Genomic DNA, 25,369 nt, shown 5'->3' with positions numbered 1-25,369 from the left:
GGGTGGTGCGTCGTGCAGCAGGGGCAGGCTGTGAGGGCGGTGCGTCGTGCAGGAAAGGCCTGCCTGATCGCAAAGGATTCCCGCCTCCCTGCGGATTGGGCTCGCCCTCCCTGGCTCGCACACTTTGCTCTTCAGGCAGGCCTTACCTGCCCGGCTGACGACGGTGCGGGGTTTAACGACACCGGCCGGACGATGTGCGGGCGCTGGCTGGAGGCATCTGTGATGCTTTATAACGATTTCCACGCGGGCAGCCTGAAGACCCTTTTGCGCCATGCATGAAACAGCGCTAGAGGCAGACCAAAAAGAACGCCAGCGGCCAGATCAGGGATCAATAAAACGCGATATACATTAAGGTCAGGTAGTGCAGGGAAGATAAGAACAGCTGGCACGAATAGCATGTCCATCCCACCGAAAAACAGAAAATTAAACCAGAAAGGACAGAAAGTTGGTGGAGGAAGAGGAATTTTCATCTTCCACAACAGGCGATACAAAGGAGGCGCATAGTGGCTGCGCCACATTTTTGTTTCGGCCAGCAGGGCTAACGCCCGCGCTTTCTTTCGCTCAAAAGTCGTCTCTTTCATTGCGTGCTAATCCGTTACATCGCCCGCTTCATGGGCAGGGGGGCCACCAGCACTTTCACGCCCAGCGCTTCGAACGCGCTGACCTGAGCGGCGCTGATGCCGCTGTCGGTAATCAGATAGTGAATGTGGCTCCAGTCGCAGGGCAGCGCAAACATCGATACTTTGTCGATTTTGCTCGAATCGGCGACCACGTAAACCGTGCTGGCCGATTTGATCATCGCCAGCTTTACCTTGATGTCGGTTTCACTGGGGAAGCTCAGGCCGAGACGCGGCGAGATGCAGGCGGTGGCCAGAAAGAGTTTCTCCGCCAGCACGTTCTCAAAGAAACTGGCCGCTTTTTCGCCAGAGGTGGAGAGCGTCGGAAATTTAAAGGTGCCCCCGGTGAGCAGGATGTTGATCCCCGGCTCGCCACCCAGCTTCAGGGCGATATTCACCGCGGTCGTTACCACGGAGAGACGGCGGATATGGCTGAGGGCATCAGTGATGGCCGTGGTGGTGGTGCCGGAATCGAAAATCACCGTATCGCCATTTTCGATGTGCTGCGCCGCCAGTCGGCCAATCGCCTCTTTCTCTTCCAGGTGTGTCTGCCGCTCCAGCAGCATTGCACCGCTGTTCTGTTTACCGGTCATCAGGGTCGCGCCGCCGTGATAGCGCTGTACAAACCCCTGTTTTTGCAGCATACGCAGGTCGCTGCGCAGGGTGGCCTCCGTCAGCCCAAAGGTCTCCGTCAGGGCTTTAACCGTGACGGTGCCATCCTCACGGATCATCTCCAGAATTTTCTCGCGGCGTTGCTGCATGTCAGCGAACTGCTCACTTTTGCTTTTCAATCGAAATGCTCCCTTTTCCAGTGACCTGACGGGTCGGGCAAACAGGCTCTTTGTGGCTGAGTTTAACGCGCCCTTTTTCTGAATGCGAGATAGCCAGGCGTGTCATTGATTTTCGAATGAAAATAAAAAGCAGACAGGTTGTTGAATCTCTCACGCTTTCCGGATCGCGCCTGTCAGGCTTTATTTCACTACTGCAAGCCAGATCACGCCTTTTCAATCAGATAAGCGGCGCGGGCAGTGAGATGGTCGAAATTTGATCTGCTCCACATATCATTTCTTTTCGATAGCATATATTTTTGTTCGAAAATGAGTAAGCCAACGGCATCAGCAAAAATCTGAGGGGAAGAGTGGGATGAGTGGTGAATATGACGTAAACCTGCGCTACGGCGTGGATACCGCCCTGAATCTGGGTGACAAAGTGGCCGTCGTGACCGGCGGGCTGGGCGGGATTGCGATGGCCACCAACGGCATGCTGCTGGAGAAGGGGGCGCGTCTGGCACTGCTCTATCCGCCGTTTGAAGCGGAGAAGGTTGCCAGTCTGCAGAAGGACTTTGCCGCCGACCGGGTCCGGTTTGTCTGCTGTGACGTTACCGACCCCGCCTCTGTCGACGCCGCCTTTGAGACGGTGGTTGCCCACTATGGCCGCATCGATATTCTGGTGAACTGCGCAGGCTACGTGATGCTGCAGCCGGTGGTGGAGACCGACTTTGCCGAGTGGCAGAAGCAGATCGCCGTCAATCTCACCGGGCCTTTTCTCTGTTCACAGGCGGCTGCACGACAGATGATCCGGGCGGGTGCGGGCGGCAAAATTATCAATATCGCCTCACAGGCTGCCTCGATCGCTATCGACAACCATGTCGCCTACACCTCAGCCAAAGCGGGCCTGCTCGGCATGACCAAAGTCATGGCGAAAGAGTTTGCCCCGCATCGTATCAACGTAAACACCCTGTCGCCCACCGTGGTGCTGACGCCAATGGGCGAAAAAGCGTGGCGCGGCGAGAAGGGCGAGCAGATGAAAAAGCTGATCCCGCTGGGACGCTTTGCCTACACCGACGAGATCGCCGCCGCCGTGCTCTTTTTCGCCAGCAACGGCAGCGACATGATTACCGGCGCAGACCTGATGATCGATGGGGGCTTCACCATCTGGTAACGCCACGCTGACACCCGGGAATGAACACCCTGACATAACGATAAGCGAGAACATCATGAAAAACCGTACCCTGCTGTGTAGTGCCGTGGCTGCCTGTCTGGTTTCGCAGGCGGCGTTTGCCGCCGAAAAAGGCACCATTATGATCCTGGTTAATTCACTCGATAACCCCTATTACGCGTCAGAGGCCAAAGGGGCCAATCTCAAAGCGCAGGAGCTGGGCTACAAAACCACCGTGCTGTCGCATGGTGAAGATGTGAAGAAGCAGAGCGAACTGATCGACGCCGCAATTGGTAAAAAAGTGCAGGGTATCGTGCTCGATAACGCTGACTCCACTGCCAGCGTGGCGGCCATTAAAAAAGCCAAAGATGCCGGAATCCCGGTGGTACTGATCAACCGTGAAATTCCGGTGGATGACGTGGCGCTGGCCCAGATCACCCACAACAACTTTCAGGCCGGCTCAGACGTGGCCAACGTCTTCGTGGAAAAGATGGGTGAAAAGGGTAAGTACGCCGAACTCGCCTGCAACCTGGCGGATAACAACTGCGTGACACGCTCGAAATCGTTCCATCAGGTGCTGGATCAATATCCCGACATGCAGAGCGTGGCGCGTCAGGATGCCAAAGGCACACTGATCGACGGCAAGCGCATCATGGACAGCATCCTGCAGGCGCACCCGGATGTAAAAGGGGTTATCTGCGGCAACGGGCCGGTGGCGCTGGGGGCGATTGCGGCACTGAAAGCGGCGGGGCGTGACGATGTGATTGTGGTCGGGATTGACGGCAGTAACGACGAACGCGACGCGGTGAAAGCCGGCACGCTGAAAGCCACCGTCATGCTGCAGGCGCAGGCGATTGCCGCCGAAGGGGTGACCGATCTCGACAACTTTATTCAGAAGGGCGTGAAGCCGGAAAAACAGCGGGTGATGTTCCGCGGCATTCTGATCACCCCGGAGAATGCCAAAGGCGTTCAGGACTTCAACTACAAGTCGTAATTAACCGCTGCCGCGCCTGCGCTGGCGGGCGCCTGGGAGAAGAAGATGTCCCGAAGAGTCTGGCTGACGCTGGTGGTCACGCTGCTGAGTGGCTGCCGAATTGTGTCGCAGCAGGAGCTGGCTGACCTGAAAAATCCCCCTAACCCGAAGATGGCTGATATTGACCAGCTCTGGCAGCAGAAGCTGGTGCCGCAGCTCCAGGCGGAGGCGCGGCCCGTGTCAGCGCTGCTCACCGCAATGCGGTCAGCCAAAGATTTTGACACTGCCTGTCAGACCGACGGCTATCGCACTCAGGCGGAGAATCCCTGCATCTTCAGCGTCTCGGTACAGGGCGAGGTGACGGCAGTCAACACCACCTCACGCAGCGGAAAGATGACCGTAAAGGATGAATCAGGTGACAGTGTCACTATTCAGATCGGGCCGATCATCCGTGGCACCGCGCTGCGTGATGGCTACCGGGGCGCAGGTTATCAGGATTTTAACGACCAGGTGCTGTTCGGTGACTTCGGCAAGGCGATTAATCAGCACGCCTCGCAGATGATGCAGCAGTTCGCGCCGAAGGTGGGCGATAAGGTGAAGGTGACCGGCGTGTTCAGCAGCTGGGACATTCCGCAACAGCTGCCGGATATCACCCCGGCCGCCATTTCCCGGCAATAAGGAGCGGCAGATGCAGCAACCTCAACAGCCCGGCGATGTGATTATTGAAACGCGCAACCTGTCGCGTCTTTACCCCGGCGTAACCGCACTCGATCAGGTCAACTACCGGGTTTACCGCAACAAAGTGAATGTCCTGATCGGTGAGAACGGCGCCGGTAAGTCCACCATGATGAAGATGCTGGCCGGCGTGGAGACCCCTTCATCGGGCGAGATTCTGCTGGATGGCCGGCCGGTGTCGCTTCACTCCACCCAGCAGGCGGAGAAACAGGGGATCAGCATCATTTTTCAGGAGCTGAACCTGTTTCCCAACATGAACGTCATGGACAACATCTTTATCGCTAACGAGTTTTTCCAGCGCGGGGTGATCAACGAGAAGTATCAGTATGCGCTGGCGAAGTCGCTGCTGGAGCGGCTGCAGCTGGATGTCGATCCTTTTGCGCCGCTGGGCGAGCTGGGTATCGGTCATCAGCAGCTGGTGGAGATTGCCCGGGCGCTCTCCAAGGATACCCGGGTGCTGATTATGGACGAGCCGACCAGCGCGCTCAGCCAGTCGGAGGTGAAAGTGCTGTTCAGCGTCATTGAGCAGCTCAAGCGACGCGGCGTCACCATTATCTACATCTCCCACCGGCTGGAGGAGCTGATGGAGATCGGCGATCACATCACGATTTTCCGCGATGGCCGCTTTATCAGTGAGCGCGAGGTGCGCGACGCCAGCGTGCCGTGGATTATCGCGCAGATGGTGGGCGACCGGAAAAAACAGTTCGACTTTCAGCCTGCCCCGCAGGGGGAAACCGTGCTGGAGGTGGAGGAGCTGACTGCCCTGCATCAGAACGGTGGCTACAGGCTGAATGCGGTGAGTTTTACGCTGCGCAAGGGGGAGGTAATCGGCATCTATGGCCTGCTCGGCGCTGGTCGGACAGAACTGTTTAAAGGGCTGATTGGCCTGATGCCCTGCCAGTCGGGTCGGGTGCGGCTGGCGGGCCGCGATCTGGCCAGACGCAGCTTCCAGCAGCGGCTGAAAAGCGGTATTGCGCTGGTGCCGGAGGATCGCAAAGGCGAAGGGGTGATTGAACTGATGTCGATCACCGCCAACATGACGCTCTCGGACTTCAGCCTGCGCGGCTTTCGTCGGGCGCTGGGGCGGCTCAACCCGCGTCGCGAGCAGCAGCGGGTCAGTGAGATGATCGGCCATCTGGCGATTAAAGTCAGCGATCCCGACCTGCCGGTTACGTCGCTGAGCGGCGGTAATCAGCAGAAGGTGGTGCTGGGTAAGGCGCTGATGACCGGGCCGCAGGTGGTCCTGCTGGATGAGCCGACACGCGGGATCGACGTGGGCGCGAAGACCGATGTCTATCACCTGATTGGCAATCTGGCGCAGCAGGGGCTGGCGGTGATGTTCTCCTCCTCCGAACTGGATGAGGTGATGGCACTGGCGGACCGGATTTTAGTGATGGCCGATGGCCGGATAACGGCCGATCTGCCCCGCGCAGCGGCCACGCGCGAACACCTCATCGCGGCATCAACCCCGCAGGATTAAGCGGGCCGGAGAATCTGATGAACCAAAAATATCTGCTCTACATGTACCTGCTCAAAGCGCGTACCTTCATTGCGCTGCTGATCGTGGTCTGCTTTTTCAGCGTGATGGTACCGAACTTTCTCACCCCCTCTAATCTGCTGATCATGACGCAGCACGTGGCGATCACCGGGCTGCTGGCGATAGGGATGACGCTGGTGATCCTGACCGGCGGCATAGACCTCTCGGTGGGCGCGGTGGCCGGGATCTGCGGCATGGTGGCGGGCGCGCTGCTGACCAATGGCATTCCGCTATGGGGCGGCAATACGCTGTTCCTGAACGTGCCCGAAGTGATTCTGGTGGTGGCCCTCTTTGGCATCCTGGCCGGACTGATTAACGGCACGGTGATCACCCGGCTGGGCGTGGCGCCCTTTATCTGCACCCTGGGCATGATGTATGTGGCGCGGGGCGCGGCGCTGCTGTTTAACGATGGCGGCACCTACGCCAATCTGGTCGGGCTGCCTGCCCTGGGTAACACCGGCTTTGCCGTACTGGGGTCCGGCACCCTGCTGGGTGTCTATCTGCCTATCTGGCTGATGCTCGGCTTTTTACTGCTGGGACTCTACCTGACGCGCAAAACGCCGCTGGGGCGCTATATCTATGCCACGGGCGGCAACGAGTCCGCCGCACGGCTGGCAGGGGTGCCAATCATCAAAGTTAAAATCTTTGTCTACGCCTTTTCCGGCCTCTGCGCCGGGCTGGTGGGGCTGGTGGTGGCGTCTCAGCTGCAGACCGCGCACCCGATGACCGGCAACATGTTTGAAATGGACGCCATCGGGGCCACCGTACTGGGCGGCACCGCGCTGGCGGGGGGCCGCGGGCGCGTCTCCGGCTCGATTATCGGCGCTTTCGTTATCGTCTTCCTGGCGGATGGCATGGTGATGATGGGCGTCAGCGATTTCTGGCAGATGGTGATTAAAGGGCTGGTGATTGTCACGGCCGTGGTGATTGATCAGTTCCAGCAGCGTCTGCAAAGCAAAGTGGTGCTGCTGCGTCGCCATGAAAAAAAGCCGCAGCCGGCACCCCTCACTGATGTGCGTCACACGTAACAGGAGCAATGATGAGCGGAAAACAGCAGGGAAAAACTGTCGTAATCACCGGTGCCTGCCGGGGGATTGGAGCCGGTATCGCCGCGCGGTTCGCCCGCGATGGGGCGCGGCTGGTGATGGTGTCCAATGCGGACCGGGTGTTTGCCACCGCCGACCAGCTGCGGCAGCAGTATGGCAGTGAGATTCTGGCGCTGCAGGCTGACGTGACCGATGAAGCCGCGGTGCAGCAGCTCTATCAGCAGGCCGCCGAACGCTTTGGTCAGATTGATGTGTCGATCCAGAATGCGGGAGTCATCACCATTGACCGGTTCGATACGCTGCCAAAAAGCGACTTTGAGCGGATTCTGGCGGTCAATACGACCGGCGTCTGGCTCTGCTGTCGTGAAGCGGCAAAATATATGGTGACGCAGCGCAGCGGCAGCCTGATCAACACCTCGTCGGGGCAGGGACGGCAAGGCTTTATCTACACGCCGCACTATGCCGCCAGCAAAATGGGGGTGATTGGCATCACGCAGAGCCTGGCGCTGGAGCTGGCCCCGTGGAACATCACGGTCAACGCCTTTTGTCCCGGTATCATTGAGAGTGAGATGTGGGATTATAACGATCGGGTCTGGGGAGCGATCCTCAGCAGCGAACAGAAAACCTACGGCAAAGGTGAGCTGATGGCGGAGTGGGTCAACAACATTCCGCTGAAGCGCGCCGGACAGCCGGAGGATGTGGCCGGACTGGTGGCCTTTCTGGCCTCCGAGGATGCGCGCTACATCACCGGTCAGACCATTAATGTGGATGGGGGTCTGATCTTCTCCTGACGGGGTCGGACGCGGCTGGCCTGCCGCACAGGCGGGCTTTTTTCAGCCAGACTTTTCTGTTATATGCACATTTTGCCGCTGCTGTCCTGCATCGCCGTCACAATATGTTAAGGTAATGATTGATAATTTGGCTTTTGTTGCAGCAACGAATCAATCAATTTACCAGGTGACATGATACGGAAAACGGGTTTTCTCGCCTTAATCACGCTGTCGCTCTCCGCGATACCTGCCGCGCACGCGTTTCAGACCGACACCGCCGTGTCAGAGACGCCATTCGACGATCCTGCGCGCTACAGCGACGCCCTGCCGACCCTCGGCAGTGCCAGCGATCAGGATGAGGCGTGGAGCAAAAAGCTGGCGGCCGTCGCCAAAAGTATCGGCGAGGCGAGCAAAAACGACAGCAACGTCACCTTTGGCCAGCAGGCGGGCATCTGGGCGTTCAATCATCTGCGGGATGAGGTGGCCGAACGGGTAGAGAGTGAAGGGCAGTCGCTGCTGTCGCCTTACGGCACTGCACAGCTCGATCTGAAAGTGGACATGGAGGGTAACTTCACCGGCACCGGCGGCGATCTCTTCAGCGCCCTGGCCGATGAAAACAGCCTGCTGACCTTCAGCCAGCTTGGCCTGCACGAAACTGACGATGGGCTGGTCGGCAACGCCGGACTGGGCCAGCGCTGGGAGGCGGGTAACTGGCTGCTGGGTTACAACGGCTTTGTCGACCGCACCTTCAGCAGCGGCCTGCAGCGCGCCTCGGTCGGCACAGAGGCGTGGAGCGATTCGCTGCGCCTCTCCGCCAACTACTATCAGCCTCTCTCCGGCTGGAAAAACCTGAGCGATTCCCGGCAGCAGCGGATGGCGCGCGGCTATGACATCACCAGCCAGAGCTATCTGCCGTTCTACCGGCAGCTCGGCGTCTCCGTCAGCTATCAGCGCTATCTGGGGGAGAATGTCGATCTGTTTAACAGCGGCAACCGCTATCACAACCCTTCCGCCATGTCGTTTGGTCTCTCCTACACGCCGGTGCCTCTGGTGACGCTCTCCGCCACCCACAAAACCAGCAGCGCCGGCGAGAGCCAGGATCAGCTGGGTCTGAAGCTCAACTACCGTTTCGGCGTGGCGCTGCGCCGCCAGCTCGATGCCGATAACGTCGCCGAAGCGCACTCGCTGCGCGGCAGCCGCTACGATACGGTGACCCGCAGTGAGACGCCGGTGCTCGCCTTCCGTCAGCGTAAAACCCTGTCGGTCTTTCTGGCGACCCCGCCCTGGCAGCTAAGCAGTGGCGAGAGTCTGCCGCTGAAGCTGCAGGTGCGCGCCAGTTATGCTATCCGGGCGGTGAGCTGGCAGGGCGATACGCAGGCACTGAGCCTGACACCGCCTGCCAACAATGCCGATCCGCAGGGCTGGAGTGTGATCCTGCCGCAGTGGGACCCGTCACCCGATGCCAGCAACGAATATCGCCTGTCGGTAACGCTGGAGGACAGCAAACAGCAGCGCGTGACCTCGAACTGGATCACCCTGAAGATTGCGCCACCGATGCCGATGGATGACGTGTCGCAGAACGATCGCTTCGATCTGATGGCTCCCGGCGCGGCGCTGTAACCACCACCGCGGCCTCTGCGGCGGCGTTGCCCCGCCTGCGCTGCCTGAGCCGGGCGGGGGCTGAAAAGCAGTAACATCATGTTGCAATCATCAGCCGCAACTATCGCAGCAATGGATAAGGCGTGACGGGAAAATGCCGATAACTACAGCAGTTCCCACTCCTTTTCGGATTTGCTGATGCGCCTGAATGTACTGAAAACTCTGCTTCCCTCTTTTATCCGTCAGCGTGGCCTGCACGCTGCCGCGTCGTTCACGTCGCTGGGCGGCGCCATGGCCGTGATTGAGTTCACCCCGGCTGGCATTATCCGCCGGGCCAGTCCGCTGTTTCTGGCGACGATGGGATACCGGGCGGAGGAGATCGTGGGTCAGCATCACCGCATGTTCTGTCCGCCTGCGCTGGTGAACTCGGCTGAATATCAGCGTTTCTGGCAGCGCCTCGCGGCAGGGGAGAGCTTCAGCGACAAATATCTGCGGCTGGCTAACGGCATGCGCCCGGTCTGGCTGGAGGCCAGCTATATTCCGGTGACCGATCGACGCGGCCGGGTGTTCAAAATCATCAAGATCGCCGCCGATATCTCAGAGAGGATGCAGTCGTCGCTGGAGAAAGAATCCATCATTAATGCGATCAGCCGCTCGATGGCGATGATCGCTTTCAGCCCTGACGGGATTGTGCTGGAGGCAAACGACAACTTTCTCCAGGCCACCGGCTATCAGGCTGCGGAGGTGGTGGGACAGCATCACCGGCTTTTCTGTTCAGCAGAACTTTCAGGGAGCGAGGAGTACCGTCAGTTCTGGGCGCGGCTGAATCAGGGTGAATTCTTTTCGGGGCAGTTTCCCCGGCTCAACCGGCGGGGCGAACCGCTCTGGCTCAGGGCGACCTACAATCCGGTCTTCAACAGCGACGGGCAGCTCGACAAAATTGTGAAGTTCGCCACCGATGTGACGGAGCAGGTGCTGCGTAATCAGCAGGAATATGACGCGGCGCTGAACGCCTGGAATATGGCGGTTCAGACGCGGGGCAGTGCGCAGGCCGGGGCCGATGTGATTGAAAACAGTATTCAGAAGATCAGCCAGATCGCTCAGGAGATGGGCGTTGTGTCGGCCGATGTCTCGCGCCTCAACAGTCAGTCTGCCAGCATCGATGGCATGGTAGAAACCATCCGGCGTTTTGCTATGCAGACCCGACTGATCGCCCTCAATGCCGCCATTGAGGCGGCGCGGGCAGGCGCGTCGGGCCGCAGTTTTGCCGTCGTCGCGGCCGAAGTGCGCACCCTGGCCGCCAGCGTCAGCAGCGCGACCGAGGAGATCGAACGGGTTGTGGCGGGCAATAACGAACTGGCGCGAGAGGTGCTGCGTGGCATTGAAACGTCGCTGGCGAGTACCGGTCAGGGAGTGAGCCTGATGCGTGAGGCGGGCGAGGTTATCGCCAGTATTCAGAAAGATTCGGAGCGGGTCGAGAGCGCCGTGCGTGAGGTTGCCCGGGCGGCACACGGCGAGTAGTCGCCCATAAAAGGCGGGCTGAACAGTCCGCCGCAACAGCGGCCCGGCATGGCCTGCATCCCGTCAGCCTGTCGTCCGGCAGCGCGTCTGTCAGCGCACGATGGCCATCACCACCCGTAATGCATGGGTATAGATATCTCTCTGGCCGTTGACGGAGCGCGCCTCCTGCTGCCGGAGAAACGCCAGGATCTCCTCCGCGCCCGCTGGCTGGCCAGACTTCAGCAGGCTGGCGACCGCGTGGCCGACCACGGCATGCACCTCATCCATGTCGACCGGTTTATTCGTGCTCAAAGGCGACCCCCGCGCAACAGTGTTGATCAATATTTTCTGAAAGCGGTCTGCTGAGGCGATGCCGCAGGCCCGGGCTGGCCGCCGCCCTGATGTGTGCGGCCATCATGGCAACGCCTTCACTAATTTGTCCCGCAGTGTAGCGACCTGGGCTGTCAGATCGACGAGCTCATGGCAGGCCGTGTCCATCACCGAAATCATATCTGCCGGCACGCCCGCCGCCGTCACTTTAAGCTGGTGGCCCTGCTCGGTCAGGGAGACCCATACCCGGCGCTCATCCTGGCCGGTATCACGCTGGCGGCAGATCACGCCCGCACTCTCCAGCCGCTTAAGAAGCTGACTGAGCGTGCCGGAGTCGAGCCGGACGCGCGCCCCGATTTCGGAAACGGTCAGGCGATCTTTTTCCCACAACACCAGCAGCACCAGATACTGCGGATAGGTCAGCCCCAGCGGCTTCAGCCGTGACTGATACAGTTTTGTCATCGCGAGGGAGGCGGAGTAGAGCGCAAAGCAGAGAAACTGATCGATCGTTTCCGGTGCTGCACCAGGCGGCGGCGTTTCACAGATCCCCGTGGTTTCATCGTTCATATGTTTACTCATTCTGAGTCGGGGACGGGGGGCGGCATCCTGATGCGTCTCCGCTGTAAGGGCACCGCGGTTGCTCCGGGTCGGCAACCCTGGCGGCCGCCTCGCTTTACGCTGTCAGGCTCCCGCTCTGTCGGGGGCCGTTGCGGCGGGAAGAAACCGGTTCCGTTGCCCCCGGATGGAAAGGCAAACCAGTATTGAGTCAAATTAAATTGAAGTCAACCCAACCGGCAGCCACGCCGGGTGCACAACGTGCTGAAGCGGCTGGCGCAGCTAACTGGCTGCGCATTCAGCACGTCTCCACCCGACACGTTCGGCGCGGCGTGGTCTGCCGGAGAGCGTTAAACCGTGAAGGTCTCGACCATGCCGCGCAGATCGCGCGCCTGGGCCAGCAGTGACTGCGAGGCTGACGAGGACTCCTCCACCAGCGCGGCGTTGTTCTGGGTAACCCCATCCATCTGACTTACCGCAACGCTGACCTGAGAGATACCCTGCATCTGCTCGCTGGAGGAGAGTGAGAGGTTGTCCATCGCATCGGCCAGTTCACCGACGCGGCTGACAATCTTCAGAATACGTTCACCCGTTCCCGCCGCGACGCTCACACCGCCTTCGACCTGCGTCACGGCCTGCTCAATCAGCTGTTTGATGTCACGGGCTGCTGTGGCGCTGCGCTGGGCCAGTGAACGGACCTCACCGGCAACGACCGCAAATCCGCGACCCTCTTCACCGGCGCGCGCCGCTTCCACGGCGGCGTTGAGCGCCAGAATATTGGTCTGGAAGGCGATCCCTTCAATCACCGCGGTGATATCCCGGACCCGGACTGCACTCAGCGAAATCTCCTGCATGGTCTGCGCCAGACGATGCACATCTGCTTCGCCGTCATGGGCCAGCATGGCCGCCTCGCGCGCAGAACCCGCTGTCTGCTGTGCGCCTGCGGCATTACTTTTCACCGTGGCGGTCAGCTGCTCCATACTGGCTGCGGTTTCCTGCAGGGCCGCGGCCTGCTCTTCGGTGCGTGAAGAGAGCTCCGTGTTACCCTGGGAAATCTCATCGGCCGCGAGTGCAACCGACGCCGACGCGTCTTTAATCTGCGTGACCATGCCGCGCAGGTGTGTCTGCATGCTGTTCAGTGAGGCGAGCAGGCTTGTCGTGTCACCCGTCCGCAGCGTGACCGGCGAGGTGAGATCACCGGCCGCGATCGCTGCCGCCAGCGTCTGCGCCTGGATCGGTTCGCCACCCAGCTGACGCATCAGCATCCGCACAATGAATGTGCAGGTGGCGACCGCCGCCAGCAGAGAGATGACCGTCAGGATCATCAGTATGCGGGTGGTGCGACCAATGCTGTTGCCATTCTCCACGACGGTCTGCTGGCTGCTGCGCATCTCAAGCTCGGTCAGCTCGTTTATTGCCTTCAGCAGGCTTTGCTGTGCCGGTCGCGCGACGTTTAACAGATAATCTGTGACCTCCTGCTGACGGTTTTCCAGCCCCAGTTTCCCCGCCGTCATCAGCGTGGAGAGGGCCGCACCCTCGCTGGACTCAATCCGCTCCATCGCTTCCCGCCCGGCCTGCCCGGCGTCCGTCTGCATCATGCGTGCCAGCGCTTCGCGGTTGCTGATGTAAAGCGCCCGCTGTTTCTGCAGGCGTTCCCACTCAGGCTGCATCGCCTTCGGATCGGTCAGCAGGGCAAGGTTGCGCACGGCAATCGCCATATCACGGACGCCGCCCCGCATATCGAGCACCGTCTGATACTTTTTCAGCCGCACATTCACCACCTCGTTCATGCCATCGCGGGCACTGTCCAGGGCGTGAATCGCTGTGCCAGCACAGATAACTAACAGCAAAATCAGTAAACCAAAACCTGCACTCAGACGCGTTGAGATTTTCATGTGTTTTTCCGGAAGGGGTCATTAGTTAAGACGGTATCGGCCGTCAGCGGCAATTCTGGAGGGTTGCTATTAACTAAATTGAGCACTATTTATTGCCGTGCTATTCAGTGACTTGCCGGTAAGAAACCCCGCAGGAGGATTAATTTATCCGGTCGGACCTGTTAAAACGCCCGCCGCTGCCGATAGATCCCTGACTGGTATGAGTGATCAGTTCTGCCCCTGCCGGTCAGGAGCGATCCTCTGCCTCACTGTCACACAGCCAGTGAGAACGCCTGATTAGTACCAGGCCGAACAAAAGGGGTCATTATTGTCAGCCACGCGCAGACCGTGTTTAACCATCACGCCCCGGTTTTTTACAGAAAAATTAAAACAACACTCTGACACCTTTCATCACCAGGAATTAACGCATGCGCCTGAAACTTTTCTGGCTCGCAATGCTGAATATTGCGACCATCTTTTTACTTTCCACATTGTGGGAATATGGGCTTGAGGCGCACCTCGCTCATCTGCTCGGCCTGAGCTATAACCTGGATTTTGAAACCAGCGAACGCTTACGGTTCATCCTGACATCGACCGCTTTCGCCGGGCTGGCGATGGTGATTCCGGCGCTGCTGATTGCGGGTCTGATCCGCAAAACACTGCTGGCCGAAAAAAATGCGCTCAGGCTGGCCGGAACCGATGCGCTGACCGGCGTACTCAATCGCCGATCGTTCAATGCGCATATCGCCGCGCTGGATGCCTGCGGGATGCCGTATACCCTGACGCTGCTTAATATCGATGATTTCAAAACTATCAACGATCTCAACGGCCATCGTCAGGGTGACACTACCCTGGTGGCGCTCGCGTCGATGCTGACCGCGTCGGCTGGCACGGAAAGTCAGGTGTTTCGCATCGGTGGCGATGAGTTTGCCCTGGTCGTGGCGGCGTCTCAGGCCGAGCAGGCGCTGCTTGAGGCCGGCAGGATCTGTGAGCATGCCTCATCCATCCGCACCGGGCCGCATACCGTTATGCACCTCTCTGCCGGTATTGCCAGTTCTGACTGTCCGGGACAGGAGGATGTGGTGCGGGCCGCCGATCTGGCGCTCTGTGAGGCGAAGCGCAATAAAGAGGCCTCTCTGGCCCGTTTTACGCCGGATATGGCGTTGCGCTTCCTGCAGCGGGAGAAGCTGGAGCATGAGGTCGCCGCCGCCGTCAGCGGGCATGCCATCGTGCCTTTCCTGCAGCCGCTGGTTTCGCTGCGCACCGGCAACATCACCGGGTTTGAGATCCTGGCGCGCTGGATCACCGCCTCCGGTCAGACGGTGGCACCCGCTCAGTTTCTGCCCGTGGTGGAGCGGCTCGGGCTGATGGACAGCCTGACCGTGGCGCTGCTGCAGGATGCCGTCAGCGCCACGCGGGCATGGCCTGCCGGGCTCGGTCTGTCGCTGAATATCACCCCGGAGCAGCTGCTGAGACCTGCGCTGACCAACTGCCTCTCCGCCATTATGCAGCAGGCCGGGCCGGTGATGCTGGAGCTCGAAATCACTGAACAGAACGTGATGGCGATCTCCGACGATGCCCGTCAGGCGATCAGACGCCTCAGGGAGGAGGGGATTGGGGTCGTGCTGGATGATTTTGGCACCGGCTACTCCAACCTGTCGGTGCTGCTGGGGCTGGGGATTACCAAAATCAAAATCGATCAGTCGTTTATTGCCGGGATCGTCACCGGGTCGGAGCAGCGCAAGGTGGTGGAAACCCTGCTGTCGCTCTGTCAGGAGCTGAACGTCATTATTACCGCAGAAGGTATTGAGGATGTCTCAACGCTGAGATGGCTGAGAAAGCGCGGTTGTGACTACGGTCAGGGCTATCTCTTCAGTCGTCCGATACCGGCTGAGCAGGCCACACTGCTGCTGGCGTCGGCGGATGCAGAGGGATTTATTCAGGAAGCCGCCGTCTCCGTTATTGAGCCAGACCCGGAGGCTCAGCTGGCACAGCGATAAAAAAACGGGCCCGGCAGCGTGTGCCGGGCCGCACGGGCATCAGAACTGATAGATCAGACCCACGGCCGTAATATCATCCGTGGCCAGTTTAAGCGGGTTGTTGTCTTTCAACAGGTTGATGCGGTATTCGCCATAGACCGACATATTCTTGTTGAAGTAGTAGGTCGCACCCACAGCGGTGTATTTGAAAATGTCGGCGTCGCCGATATTCTCAATCTCTTTACCTTTCGATGAGACGTAACCCACAGACGGACGGAAACCATTCAGGAACTGATACTGAGCAACGGCTTCAAAGTTCTGCGCCTTGTTTGCGAAACCGTTGGTGATCGGCGTGGCGTTCAGGGTTTCACCATACATCGCAGCCAGATAAACCTGGTTCGCATCATATTTCACTGAGGTCGCCCAGTGCTGCGCTTTTTCGCCTTCACCGCGTGGGGCGGCGTTCTGCGCCGTTGTGCGATCCAGGCTGGCAAAGGCCCCGGCGAAGCTCAGGCCGAAATCGAAGTCATAAGAGGCAGAGAGGGCAAAGCCATCGCCGTTAGAACGACGTACGCCGTCGGTGTTAGCGCTGCGATCGTTTTTACCCTGATACTGCGCGGCAACATTTAATCCCTGAACCAGGCCAAAGAAATCGCTGTTACGCCAGGTCAGCACGCCGGTTGAGCGGCCAGAGAGGAAGGCGTCGGTGTAGCCGGAATCGCCGCCAAAGAAGGGCAGCATATCGGTGTAACTCAGCGCGTCATATACCAGGCCGTAGTTACGTCCATAATCCAGCGCACCGGCTTCGCCAAACTTCAGGCCAGCGTAACCCAGGCGGGTACGGTTGCCGCTCTGCGCATCGCTGCCTTCTGAGTTGTGCAGGCTGTACTGATACTGCCAGAAACCGTAGCCGGTCAGCTGATCGGTAATCTTTGTTTCGCCTTTAAAACCCAGGCGGGAATAAGAGGAGGTATCACCGTTGTTCTTATCGTCGTCAGAAAAGAGGTGCGACACGTTAATCTTGCCGACCAGATCCAGCTTATTTCCATCCTTGTTATAAATTTCTGCGGCCTGCACTGAAGAGAGGCCGAGCAGTAACGGCATGACAGCCGCCAGTAAAGTGCGCTTCATCATCTATTCATTACCCTGTATTCATTAATTATTATGCCCCAGCTGCGGGGAGAAAAGAAAATGACACAAAAAGTTAAAATCACAAAGCGCAATAAAAGTAACAAAATGTGATATGCATATTCAGTAAAGGAAAATGCGTGTCTGAAAGACGATTAAATTCGGATGTAATAAGCATTTCTTCTGATGGATTTTATCGTGTTTAATAAAAAAATGATGATTATCAGTATATAATTGGTGGGTATCGCTTTTCTATCCCCGGAATTTTGTATGTTTTTAAATCATCATTCCCGCTGATTAAATTATGGTTAAGACATTAACACAAATAAGCGATAAGGGTTTTATTCTAACCATTAGCCTGCGTAGTAATATCTGTTCATCTTTATTTCAAAGGTTATTCCGCTGCCAATCATCACGCCGGGAATAATGCAGAAGAAATCGTTTTCATTTTATTTATCCGCATAAAAAATAATCAGGCCAGACGTCGGTCTGCCCGCTTAAATGAAAAGATTCTGTTAAATCCTGGCATGTCGGCATCCTCTCTCGCTGAATATTCTGCGCCTCATCCTGCACCGTTGCGAGGCAGGCTGCGCTAAAACAGGGCACTCTTCGGGCCTTTTGCGGAGTGATTGTTTATCAGCGATCACAAAAGCGATATTTCATCCCGCGATTGCATAATTCCGCTATTTAAAACCCGGCTCTGCCGCTGCAATCAGACAATTATTCACTATATATGCAAAAAAAGTGAATAGCAGCGGCGTGTAACTTATTGATATTGCGTCATGGTGACGATTTTATGCAGTTAATTCTCTGGCTGGCACGTTAACTGCACTCTACAGTAGGGCTGCATTACAACATCCCTTAACAATTTTAAAACAATAGCTTTACCCGACCGGGAAAGCAGGAGAATGGGTTATGGCACTGCACGTTTCACGTCACGATTTCGATCAATGGATGATGCCGGTTTATGCACCCGCGACATTTGTCCCGGTTCGCGCGGAGGGCTCAACCGTCTGGGATCAGAATGGCAAAGACTACGTCGACTTCGCCGGTGGCATCGCCGTGAATGCGTTAGGGCATGCGCATCCGGCATTACAACAGGCGTTGCAGGAGCAGGCCGCCCGTTTATGGCACACCGGCAATGGCTACACCAATGAGCCGATCCTGCGACTGGCGAAGCAGTTAATTGATGCCACCTTTGCTGATCGGGTCTTTTTCTGTAACTCCGGTGCGGAGGCCAACGAAGCGGCGCTGAAGCTGGCGCGCAAAGTGGCCCACGATCGGGTCGGCCCGCAGAAAAGTGGCATTCTGGCATTTAAGAATGCGTTTCATGGCCGCACGCTCTTTACCGTCACCGCCGGGGGACAGCCCGCTTACTCTCAGGATTTTGCCCCGCTGCCTCCTGCCATCCAGCACGCCCCGTTTAATGACCTGGCGGCCGCGGCGGAACTCATTAATGACCAGACCTGCGCAGTGATTGTGGAACCCATCCAGGGGGAGGGCGGCGTGCTGCCTGCAGATCCGGCGTTCCTGCGCGGACTGCGTGAACTTTGCGACAGGCATCAGGCCGTGCTGATTTTTGATGAAGTGCAGAGCGGCGTGGGCCGCACCGGTTCGCTTTATGCCTATATGCACTACGGCGTCACACCCGATGTCCTGACCAGCGCCAAAGCGCTCGGCGGTGGCTTCCCGATTGGGGCGATGCTGACGCGCGACGATCTGGCGAGCGTGATGGGTGTCGGCACACACGGCACCACCTATGGCGGTAATCCGCTGGCGGGCGCGGTGGCCGGTAAAGTGATGGAACTGGTCAATCAGCCGGACTTTATGACGGGAGTGACAGAGCGTCACCAGTGGATCGTCTCGGCTCTGGCGGAGATCAATCAGCGTCTGCAGCTGTTTAAAGAGGTGCGCGGCCTGGGCCTGCTGATAGGTGCGGTGCTGAGCGATGCGTATGCCGGCAAAGCCAAAGCGATTAACCTGGCTGCCGCTGAGATGGGCGTCATGGTGCTGATTGCGGGCGCGAACGTGGTGCGTTTTGCCCCGGCCCTGAACATCAGCGAGCAGGAGGTGAAGCTGGGTATGGCACGCTTTGCCGAGGCCTGTGAAAGCCTGGTACGAGGGTCCGCATCATGATGGTAATCCGTCCGGTTGAACGCGATGATTTAAGCCAGCTGATGACGCTGGCAGGCAAAACCGGCGGCGGGCTGACCTCGCTGCCGGTCGATAGCGCCACGCTTCAGGCGCGAATCGATCGATCGCTGCAAACCTGGCAGGATACGCTGCCGCGCGCTGAGCAGGGCTACGTCTTTGTGCTGGCCGACAGTGAAGATAATCGCGCGGTGGGCATCTGCGCCATTGAAGTGGCGGTGGGCCTGCAGGACCCCTGGTATAACTTCCGCGTCGGCACCCAGGTGCACGCGTCGAAAGAGCTGAACGTCTACGCCGCGCTGCCGACCCTGTCGCTGAGTAACGACCACACCGGCAGCAGCGAGCTCTGCACCCTGTTTCTCGACCCTGAGTATCGTGACGGCAAAAATGGCTATCTGCTCTCCAAATCACGCTTCCTGTTTATGGCTAACTTCCGTGACCGTTTTATGGAGCGGGTAGTCGCGGAGATGCGGGGCGTCAGCGATGAGCAGGGCCACTCACCCTTCTGGGAGAGCGTCGGCAGCCGCTTCTTCTCAATGGACTTCAGCAAAGCGGACTTCCTCAGCGGCACCGGCCAGAAAGCCTTTATTGCCGAACTGATGCCGAAACATCCGCTCTACATCGACTATCTGACCCCGGAGGCGCAGGCGGTCATCGGCCAGGTTCACCCGCAGACGGCACCTGCCCGGGCCGTACTGGAAGCGGAGGGCTTCCGCTTCCTCAACTATATCGACATCTTTGATGGCGGCCCGACACTGGAGTGCGACATTGACCGCATCCGCGCCATCCGCAAAAGCCGGCTGCGCGACGCAGAGCGGGGTGAAAATCCGGCGGATGCACCGCTCTGCCTGGTCGCCAATAACCATTACCGCCAGTTCCGTGTGGCGCTGATCCCGGCAGATGCCGACGGTGACAGCATAAAACTGACGGACGAACAGATGCGGGCGCTCCACTGCCAGCCGGGCGACAGCCTGCGGGTGGTGACGCTCTGCAAAGAGGAGAAAACAGCATGACGCACCTGATTAAGGGAGAGTGGCAGAGCGGCGAGGCAGAGCACCTGACGAAAGCGGACCCGGTGAGAGGGGAACCGCTCTGGCAGGGGCAGGCGGCTTCGGCAGAGCAGGTCGCCGCCGCCTGCGAGGCGGCGCGCGCCGCGTTTCCGGGCTGGGCAACCCGCCCGCTGGCGGAGCGCCAGGCGATCATCGAAAAATTTGCGGCCGGACTGGACGCGCAAAAAGCGGAGCTGGCCGACACCATTGCGCGTGAAACCGGTAAACCGCGCTGGGAAGCGCTGACCGAAGTGGCGGCGATGATCAATAAAATCGGCTTTTCAGTGAAGGCTTACCATAGCCGCACCGGTGAACAGCAGCAGGGCGAAAGTTCCCTGCGCCATCGTCCCCACGGCGTGCTGGCGGTGTTCGGCCCCTATAACTTCCCCGGTCATCTGCCAAACGGCCACATCGTGCCGGCGCTGCTGGCGGGAAACTGCGTGGTCTTCAAACCCAGTGAGCTGACGCCGCTGACCGCCGAAAAAACCGTGCAGATCTGGCTGGCGGCAGGCCTGCCTGCCGGTGTGCTGGGGCTGCTGCAGGGCGGACGTGAAACGGGCCAGGCGCTGGCCAGCTGCAGCCAGATCGACGGCCTGCTGTTTACCGGCAGCGCCCATACCGGCTATCAGCTGCATCGCCAGTTTGCCGGTCAGCCTGAAAAGATGCTGGCGCTGGAGATGGGCGGTAACAATGCCCTGATTGTCGAGGATCCAGCGGACCTGGATGCGGCGGTCAATATCACGCTGCAATCCGCCTTTATTACGGCGGGACAGCGCTGTACCTGTGCCCGTCGCCTGCTGGTGAAGCGCGGAGCGGCGGGAGAGGCGTTTCTGCAGCGGCTGGTGGAGGTTGCAGGCCGGCTGCAGCCAGCAGCCTGGGATGCCGAACCGCCCCCTTTTATGGGCAGCGTGATTTCAACCGGCGCGGCAGAGAAGATCATGGCGGAGTGGCAGCGGCGGGTGGAGGCGGGCGGCGAGGTGCTGCTGGCGATGCGCTGGCCGGATCGCCACAGCGCGATCCTGACACCCGGCATCATTGATATCACCGGCGTGCAGGGCATTCCGGATGAGGAGGTTTTTGGTCCGCTGCTTAACGTGATCCGTTACGACACCTTTGACGAGGCGATAGCACTGGCGAACCAGACCCGCTACGGCCTGTCGTGTGGCCTGATCTCCCCCCTGCGCGCGCAGTTTGATCAGCTGCTGCTGGAGGCGCGAGCCGGCATCGTCAACTGGAACAAACCGCTCACCGGTGCCGCCAGTACCGCGCCGTTTGGCGGCATTGGGGCCTCGGGTAACCATCGGGCCAGCGCCTGGTACGCGGCAGACTACTGCGCCTGGCCGATGGCCTCGCTGGAGTCGCCGGATCTGACGCTGCCCGCCACGCTCTCACCAGGCCTGGATTTTTCACCCTCGGAGACGTTGCTATGAAGGCCACCGAAGCGAACTTTGACGGCCTGGTGGGGTTGACCCACCACTATGCCGGACTCTCATTTGGTAATGAAGCCTCAACCCGCAATCAGCTGCAGCCCTCGAACCCCCGTCTGGCGGCAAAGCAGGGGCTGCTGAAGATGAAGGCGCTGGCCGATATGGGGTTTGTGCAGGGGGTGATCCCCCCGCATGAGCGTCCTAATATCGCGGCGCTGCGCCAGCTTGGCTTCCGTGGCAGTGACGAGCAGGTCGTGGCGGCGGCCGGGAAAACCGCGCCGGGCTTACTCTCTGCGGCCAGTTCCGCCTCGGCGATGTGGGTCGCCAATGCGGCCACCGTGTCGCCGTCAGCCGACAGCGGTGATGGCCGGGTTCACCTGACGGTGGCCAACCTGAACAATAAATTTCACCGCGCGATGGAAGCCCCGGAAACCGCCGGGCTGCTGCGCGCCATCTTCCGCGACAGAGACCATTTTGCGGTGCACGATGCGCTGCCTCAGGTGGCGATGTTCGGCGATGAAGGGGCCGCAAATCACAACCGCCTGGGGGGCGACTATGGCGAGCGGGGCGTACAGCTGTTTGTCTATGGCCGCGACAGCAGCCATGAGGGGAAAGCCCCGCAGCGCTATCCGGCGCGCCAGACGCGCGAGGCCAGTGAAGCGGTCGCCCGTCTGCATCAGCTCTCACCTGAACACCTGCTGTTTGCGCAGCAGAATCCGGCGGTTATCGACCAGGGGGTTTTTCATAACGATGTAATCGCGGTGAGTAACCAGCAGATGCTCTTCTGCCATCAGCAGGCATTTGTCGATCAGCCTGCACTGCTGGCGCAGCTTCGGGCACGCGTGCCCGGATTTGTGGCGCTGGAAGTGCCGGAGAATCGGGTGTCGGTAAAAGATGCGGTCGACACCTATCTGTTTAACAGTCAGCTGTTGAGCCGTCCCGACGGCACCATGATGCTGGTGCTGCCGGAAGAGTCGCGTCAGCATCCGGAGGTCTGGCGTTACCTGTGTGAGCAGGTGGAAGGGGATGGGCCGCTCAAGGATCTGAAGGTGTTTGATCTGCGTGAAAGCATGTACAACGGCGGTGGGCCAGCCTGCCTGCGTTTGCGGGTGGTACTGACGCCTCAGGAGCAGCAGGCCGTCAATCCCGCCGTGCTGATGAACGATCGGCTGTTCGCCGCCCTGAACAGCTGGGTCGACCGCCACTACCGCGATCGGCTGACCCAGGCCGACCTGGTGGATCCGCAGCTGCTGCGGGAGGGTCGTGACGCGCTGGATGAACTGACGAAGCTGCTAGACTTAGGAAATGTGTATGCATTTCAGCAGTGAAGGCGATGGCAGCACGGGCTGCCATCTGCCTGAGGCGTAAAGGAGGAACGATGCAGGACTTTTTGCAGCAGACGCTGTCCGGTGAGGCACCGCGAAAGCGCAGGGGGGAAACGGCGCATCTTCGCTGGCAGTGGTTGTATCACGGCATCCTGCTGATGGAGCCGGTTGTGCCCGTTAAGCAGGCGCTGGTGCTCTCCGCCGGGATCCACGGCAATGAAACGGCCCCGGTGGAAATCATGAATCAGCTGGTCAATGCGCTGCTTCGCGGCGAAAAGCCGTTACAGCAGCGGATGCTGGTGATTCTGGGCAATCCCTCTGCGCTGCGCACCGGCAAACGCTATGTCCGTTATGATATTAACCGGCTATTTGGCGGACGCTGGCAGCAGGTGGACGATGGCGATGAGGCGCGCCGTGTGCTGCGGCTGGAGCAGGCGCTGGAGAACTTCTGGCTGCTGGGCGAATGCGATGAGACGCGCTGGCATCTCGATATGCACACGGCGATTCGCGGCTCATACCATCCGCAGTTCGGCGTCATGCCGCAAAACGATCGTCCCTGGCCTCCCGCGTTTCTCGACTGGCTGGCGGCTGCCGGTCTGGAGGCGCTGGTCTTTCATCGCGCGCCGGGCGGAACCTTTACCCATTTCAGCTGTGAACATTTCGGTGCGGCCAGCTGCACCCTGGAGCTGGGGAAGGCGCTGCCGTTTGGCGAAAACGACCTGAGCCAGTTCAGTGCGGTACAGCAGGCGCTGGCGGCGCTGCTCTTTGGTGACCCCATGCCCGCCACCCGCGTGAAGCCGTGCCACTATCGGGTTGCGCAGCAGATCACCCGGCTGAGTGAGCACTTCAGGCTGCACATGACGCCGGAGACGCTGAACTTTACCGCCTTTCCTCAGGGCACGCTGCTGGCCGAGGATGGGGATACCCGCTACTACGTGCAGCAGGCACGGGAATATGTGCTTTTCCCGAATCCTGGTGTTGCTGCCGGGCTGCGTGCCGGCCTGATGCTGATTGAAGAGGGCGAACAGACCCAGGCGCTGCCGCTCTGACGGGGGCAGCTGACGGGTTACAGCGATCCGCGCTAAAAATCGGCAGGAAAGCGGGAGATCCTCTTCCGCTTTCCTGCCGAAACCCTTACACTCCTCCACGATTTCTGCGAAATTCGCTGTAAATTCATAAAGTTTTTCAATTCCTCACGCCTTTCTTCTCATTCTCTTCATGATTGCCGGATTTTTGTCTTTTATGCTTTCACGGCTTTACTCAGGCTCTGAGTAGTTGACGTTCAGCGTCGTATTCTTGTTTCCGAAGACGCGACAGAGTGCTGTCGTCATTATCATGAATCATAAGGACACTATTATGCGCAAACTGACTTCCCTGTTACTGGCTTCTTCGCTGGCGTTTGGTGCAGCCAGCGCCGTCCATGCCGCCGCGGATTCCCTGACGCCTCCGCCAGCCGGCAGCGAAAAAGCGATGCATAAGCCGCCAATGCGCCACGGCATGGAGATGATGTTCCATGGTCTGAATCTGACCGACGCGCAGAAAACCCAGATGCGCGACATCATGAAAGAGAGCCACAAAGATATGCAGCGTCCGTCACAGGATGATCGCCGTGCGATGCACGACATCATCGCGGCTGACAGCTTCGATAAGAGCAAAGCCGAAGCGCAGGCAGAGAAGATGTCTGCTAACGGTAAAGAGCATGCGCTGAAGATGCTGGAAACCCAGAACAAGCTCTATAACGTGCTGACACCGGCGCAGAAGAAACAGTACAACGCCAACTTTGAGCAGCGTCTGACCGAAAAAGGCCCGCGCGAAGGCAACATGGCGCCACCGGCACCACCGGCTGAATAATCTGAGCTAAGCGGCGTTTCTGAGACCGCCGGTGCTGTCCACTGCAAGTAAGTGGACAGCACCGGCGGTTTTTTACAGCGGCAGGATAGGGTAGTCACCCGAGAGGATAGGACGGCAGAGGATTTTGTAGCCGTCGTGATCGAATCCCCCTTTGGGCCGCTGCAGTTTTTTTGCCTCTTCCATGCTGCTGACCGACCCCAGATAGAACCAGTGGTCGATGACGTGGATCTGCGTCATCTGTTTGCCTTCTTCCACCAGCCCCACGGCACCCTGCCACGGCCAGCAGAAGACCCGCACGTTCTCCAGCGCTTCCAGCAGCCGATCCTGGTGATCGCTGACCGGCTCTTTACCGCAGCAGGCCCCGGCGCAGCGGCGCAGCGCCGAACGGAAGCAGCCCCGCTGCGGACTCAGGGCTTCCAGACCCAGCAAACCGTGACAGAGCTGATACTCATCGGCGAGTTGCTTGAGCCGTTCCAGCGCAGCAAACCGGCTGCGATAGAGACCGAAGAGATTAGGTGACTGGCTGAAATCGAGATCCTTTGCGTAGACCACTTCGGGTTTGCCGTGGGTGATCTGCAATGAACAGAGCTGCCGGTTTTTGCGCAGGCGTTTATTAAACAGCGGCTGCTGGGTTTTGATCATCTGTGCTTCCAGCAGCAGCGCGCCGAGATCGCCCGCGGTGGGGATCCAGCTGACGCGTCGCGACTGACGCAGCATCTTCGCCTCGTCAGGGGTGCGAAAATGGGACATCACCCGGGAGCGCAGATTCACGCTTTTGCCGATATAGAGCGGCAGCGACTCACTCTCGCCGTGGAAGGTGTAGACGCCAGGGTGATTCGGCAGACCTTCCAGCCACTCACGCAGGTGTTCGGGATATTGATATAGCGCATTCGCGTCGGGTTCGAGGCGATGCGAGGCAGCACGTCTGACCAAAGTGGACTCCATTTACTGGTTGTCCATACAGCATAACAAACCGGTGAAATGA

22 protein-coding genes are annotated in these 25,369 nt (G+C 59.2%); 15 read left to right on the top strand and 7 right to left on the bottom strand.

Annotation, left to right across the window (positions count from 1 at the left end; all coding sequences use genetic code 11):
• Positions 1-227: 227 nt before the first annotated feature.
• Together F3I47_RS02555 and F3I47_RS02550 are read right to left on the bottom strand one after the other, a co-directional pair.
• Positions 228-581 (bottom strand): DUF6404 family protein, encoded by a 354-nt coding sequence (locus tag F3I47_RS02555; RefSeq protein ID WP_150030008.1) that lies wholly within the window; start codon positions 579-581, stop codon positions 228-230.
• A gap of 14 nt (positions 582-595) precedes the next feature.
• Positions 596-1,408, bottom strand: a complete 813-nt coding sequence (locus F3I47_RS02550) for a DeoR/GlpR family DNA-binding transcription regulator (RefSeq protein ID WP_111207471.1) — start codon at positions 1,406-1,408, stop codon at positions 596-598.
• A 352-nt stretch (positions 1,409-1,760) separates the two neighbouring features.
• On the opposite strand from F3I47_RS02550, the gene F3I47_RS02545 reads away from it, so the two are divergent.
• From F3I47_RS02545 to F3I47_RS02510, 8 genes are all read left to right on the top strand, one after another.
• Positions 1,761-2,558 carry a GolD/DthD family dehydrogenase gene (locus F3I47_RS02545; RefSeq protein WP_009090586.1) on the top strand — a complete coding sequence of 266 codons (798 nt, stop codon included), beginning with the start codon at positions 1,761-1,763 and terminating at the stop codon, positions 2,556-2,558.
• A 55-nt stretch (positions 2,559-2,613) separates the two neighbouring features.
• The gene (locus tag F3I47_RS02540) at positions 2,614-3,549 is read left to right on the top strand and encodes a D-ribose ABC transporter substrate-binding protein (protein ID WP_046101702.1); all 936 of its coding nucleotides are present in this window, start codon (positions 2,614-2,616) and stop codon (positions 3,547-3,549) included.
• A gap of 45 nt (positions 3,550-3,594) precedes the next feature.
• Positions 3,595-4,206, top strand: coding sequence for a DUF2291 family protein (locus tag F3I47_RS02535; protein WP_150030007.1), 612 nt, complete (start codon positions 3,595-3,597; stop codon positions 4,204-4,206).
• Positions 4,207-4,216: 10 nt separating this feature from the next.
• On the top strand, positions 4,217-5,743 hold the full coding sequence (locus tag F3I47_RS02530) for a sugar ABC transporter ATP-binding protein (RefSeq protein WP_150030006.1): 1,527 nt from the start codon (positions 4,217-4,219) through the stop codon (positions 5,741-5,743).
• 17 nt (positions 5,744-5,760) lie between these two features.
• Positions 5,761-6,828 carry an ABC transporter permease gene (locus F3I47_RS02525; protein WP_009090581.1) on the top strand — a complete coding sequence of 356 codons (1,068 nt, stop codon included), beginning with the start codon at positions 5,761-5,763 and terminating at the stop codon, positions 6,826-6,828.
• A gap of 11 nt (positions 6,829-6,839) precedes the next feature.
• A complete protein-coding gene (locus F3I47_RS02520; protein ID WP_150030062.1) occupies positions 6,840-7,637 on the top strand; it encodes an SDR family oxidoreductase in 798 nt (265 codons plus the stop codon).
• Between the two features lie 171 nt (positions 7,638-7,808).
• Positions 7,809-9,236, top strand: coding sequence for a YchO/YchP family invasin (locus F3I47_RS02515; RefSeq protein WP_150030005.1), 1,428 nt, complete (start codon positions 7,809-7,811; stop codon positions 9,234-9,236).
• Between the two features lie 177 nt (positions 9,237-9,413).
• Positions 9,414-10,736 (top strand): PAS domain-containing methyl-accepting chemotaxis protein, encoded by a 1,323-nt coding sequence (locus tag F3I47_RS02510; protein ID WP_150030004.1) that lies wholly within the window; start codon positions 9,414-9,416, stop codon positions 10,734-10,736.
• Between the two features lie 90 nt (positions 10,737-10,826).
• Here F3I47_RS02510 and F3I47_RS02505 read toward each other — a convergent pair whose 3' ends face one another.
• From F3I47_RS02505 to F3I47_RS02495, 3 genes are all read right to left on the bottom strand, one after another.
• Complete coding sequence (locus tag F3I47_RS02505; RefSeq protein WP_046101707.1) at positions 10,827-11,027, bottom strand: hypothetical protein; 201 nt, start codon at positions 11,025-11,027, stop codon at positions 10,827-10,829.
• A 102-nt stretch (positions 11,028-11,129) separates the two neighbouring features.
• Positions 11,130-11,612, bottom strand: a complete 483-nt coding sequence (locus F3I47_RS02500; protein ID WP_009090576.1) for a MarR family winged helix-turn-helix transcriptional regulator — start codon at positions 11,610-11,612, stop codon at positions 11,130-11,132.
• A gap of 338 nt (positions 11,613-11,950) precedes the next feature.
• The gene (locus F3I47_RS02495; protein WP_150030003.1) at positions 11,951-13,495 is read right to left on the bottom strand and encodes a methyl-accepting chemotaxis protein; all 1,545 of its coding nucleotides are present in this window, start codon (positions 13,493-13,495) and stop codon (positions 11,951-11,953) included.
• 407 nt (positions 13,496-13,902) lie between these two features.
• Between F3I47_RS02495 and F3I47_RS02490 the strand changes: the two genes are divergently transcribed.
• The gene (locus F3I47_RS02490) at positions 13,903-15,474 is read left to right on the top strand and encodes a bifunctional diguanylate cyclase/phosphodiesterase (protein WP_150030002.1); all 1,572 of its coding nucleotides are present in this window, start codon (positions 13,903-13,905) and stop codon (positions 15,472-15,474) included.
• Between the two features lie 39 nt (positions 15,475-15,513).
• Here the strand turns inward: F3I47_RS02490 and F3I47_RS02485 are convergent, their stop codons facing one another.
• Complete coding sequence (locus F3I47_RS02485; RefSeq protein ID WP_111207456.1) at positions 15,514-16,587, bottom strand: porin; 1,074 nt, start codon at positions 16,585-16,587, stop codon at positions 15,514-15,516.
• A gap of 909 nt (positions 16,588-17,496) precedes the next feature.
• On the opposite strand from F3I47_RS02485, the gene F3I47_RS02480 reads away from it, so the two are divergent.
• From F3I47_RS02480 to spy, 6 genes are all read left to right on the top strand, one after another.
• Positions 17,497-18,717, top strand: coding sequence for an aspartate aminotransferase family protein (locus F3I47_RS02480; RefSeq protein WP_150030001.1), 1,221 nt, complete (start codon positions 17,497-17,499; stop codon positions 18,715-18,717).
• Entirely contained in the window at positions 18,714-19,745 is a 1,032-nt protein-coding gene (astA, locus tag F3I47_RS02475) for an arginine N-succinyltransferase (protein WP_150030000.1), read from the top strand. The genes F3I47_RS02480 and astA overlap by 4 nt, the downstream gene beginning before the upstream one ends.
• On the top strand, positions 19,742-21,211 hold the full coding sequence (astD, locus tag F3I47_RS02470) for a succinylglutamate-semialdehyde dehydrogenase (RefSeq protein ID WP_111207452.1): 1,470 nt from the start codon (positions 19,742-19,744) through the stop codon (positions 21,209-21,211). The genes astA and astD overlap by 4 nt, the downstream gene beginning before the upstream one ends.
• Entirely contained in the window at positions 21,208-22,536 is a 1,329-nt protein-coding gene (astB, locus tag F3I47_RS02465; protein ID WP_150029999.1) for an N-succinylarginine dihydrolase, read from the top strand. Before astD ends, astB begins: the two co-directional genes overlap by 4 nt.
• A gap of 50 nt (positions 22,537-22,586) precedes the next feature.
• Complete coding sequence (gene astE / locus F3I47_RS02460) at positions 22,587-23,582, top strand: succinylglutamate desuccinylase (RefSeq protein WP_150029998.1); 996 nt, start codon at positions 22,587-22,589, stop codon at positions 23,580-23,582.
• Positions 23,583-23,889: 307 nt separating this feature from the next.
• Positions 23,890-24,384 (top strand): ATP-independent periplasmic protein-refolding chaperone Spy, encoded by a 495-nt coding sequence (gene spy / locus F3I47_RS02455; protein WP_009090567.1) that lies wholly within the window; start codon positions 23,890-23,892, stop codon positions 24,382-24,384.
• A 72-nt stretch (positions 24,385-24,456) separates the two neighbouring features.
• Here spy and cho read toward each other — a convergent pair whose 3' ends face one another.
• Positions 24,457-25,317, bottom strand: a complete 861-nt coding sequence (gene cho / locus F3I47_RS02450) for an excinuclease Cho (RefSeq protein ID WP_009090566.1) — start codon at positions 25,315-25,317, stop codon at positions 24,457-24,459.
• Between the last annotated feature and the right edge of the window lie 52 nt (positions 25,318-25,369).

Source organism: Pantoea sp. M_10, from assembly GCF_008631515.1.
Classification (GTDB): domain Bacteria; phylum Pseudomonadota; class Gammaproteobacteria; order Enterobacterales; family Enterobacteriaceae; genus Pantoea; species Pantoea anthophila.
Note: the sequence above shows the minus strand (reverse complement) of the source record. Positions and strands in the feature narration are given on the sequence as shown.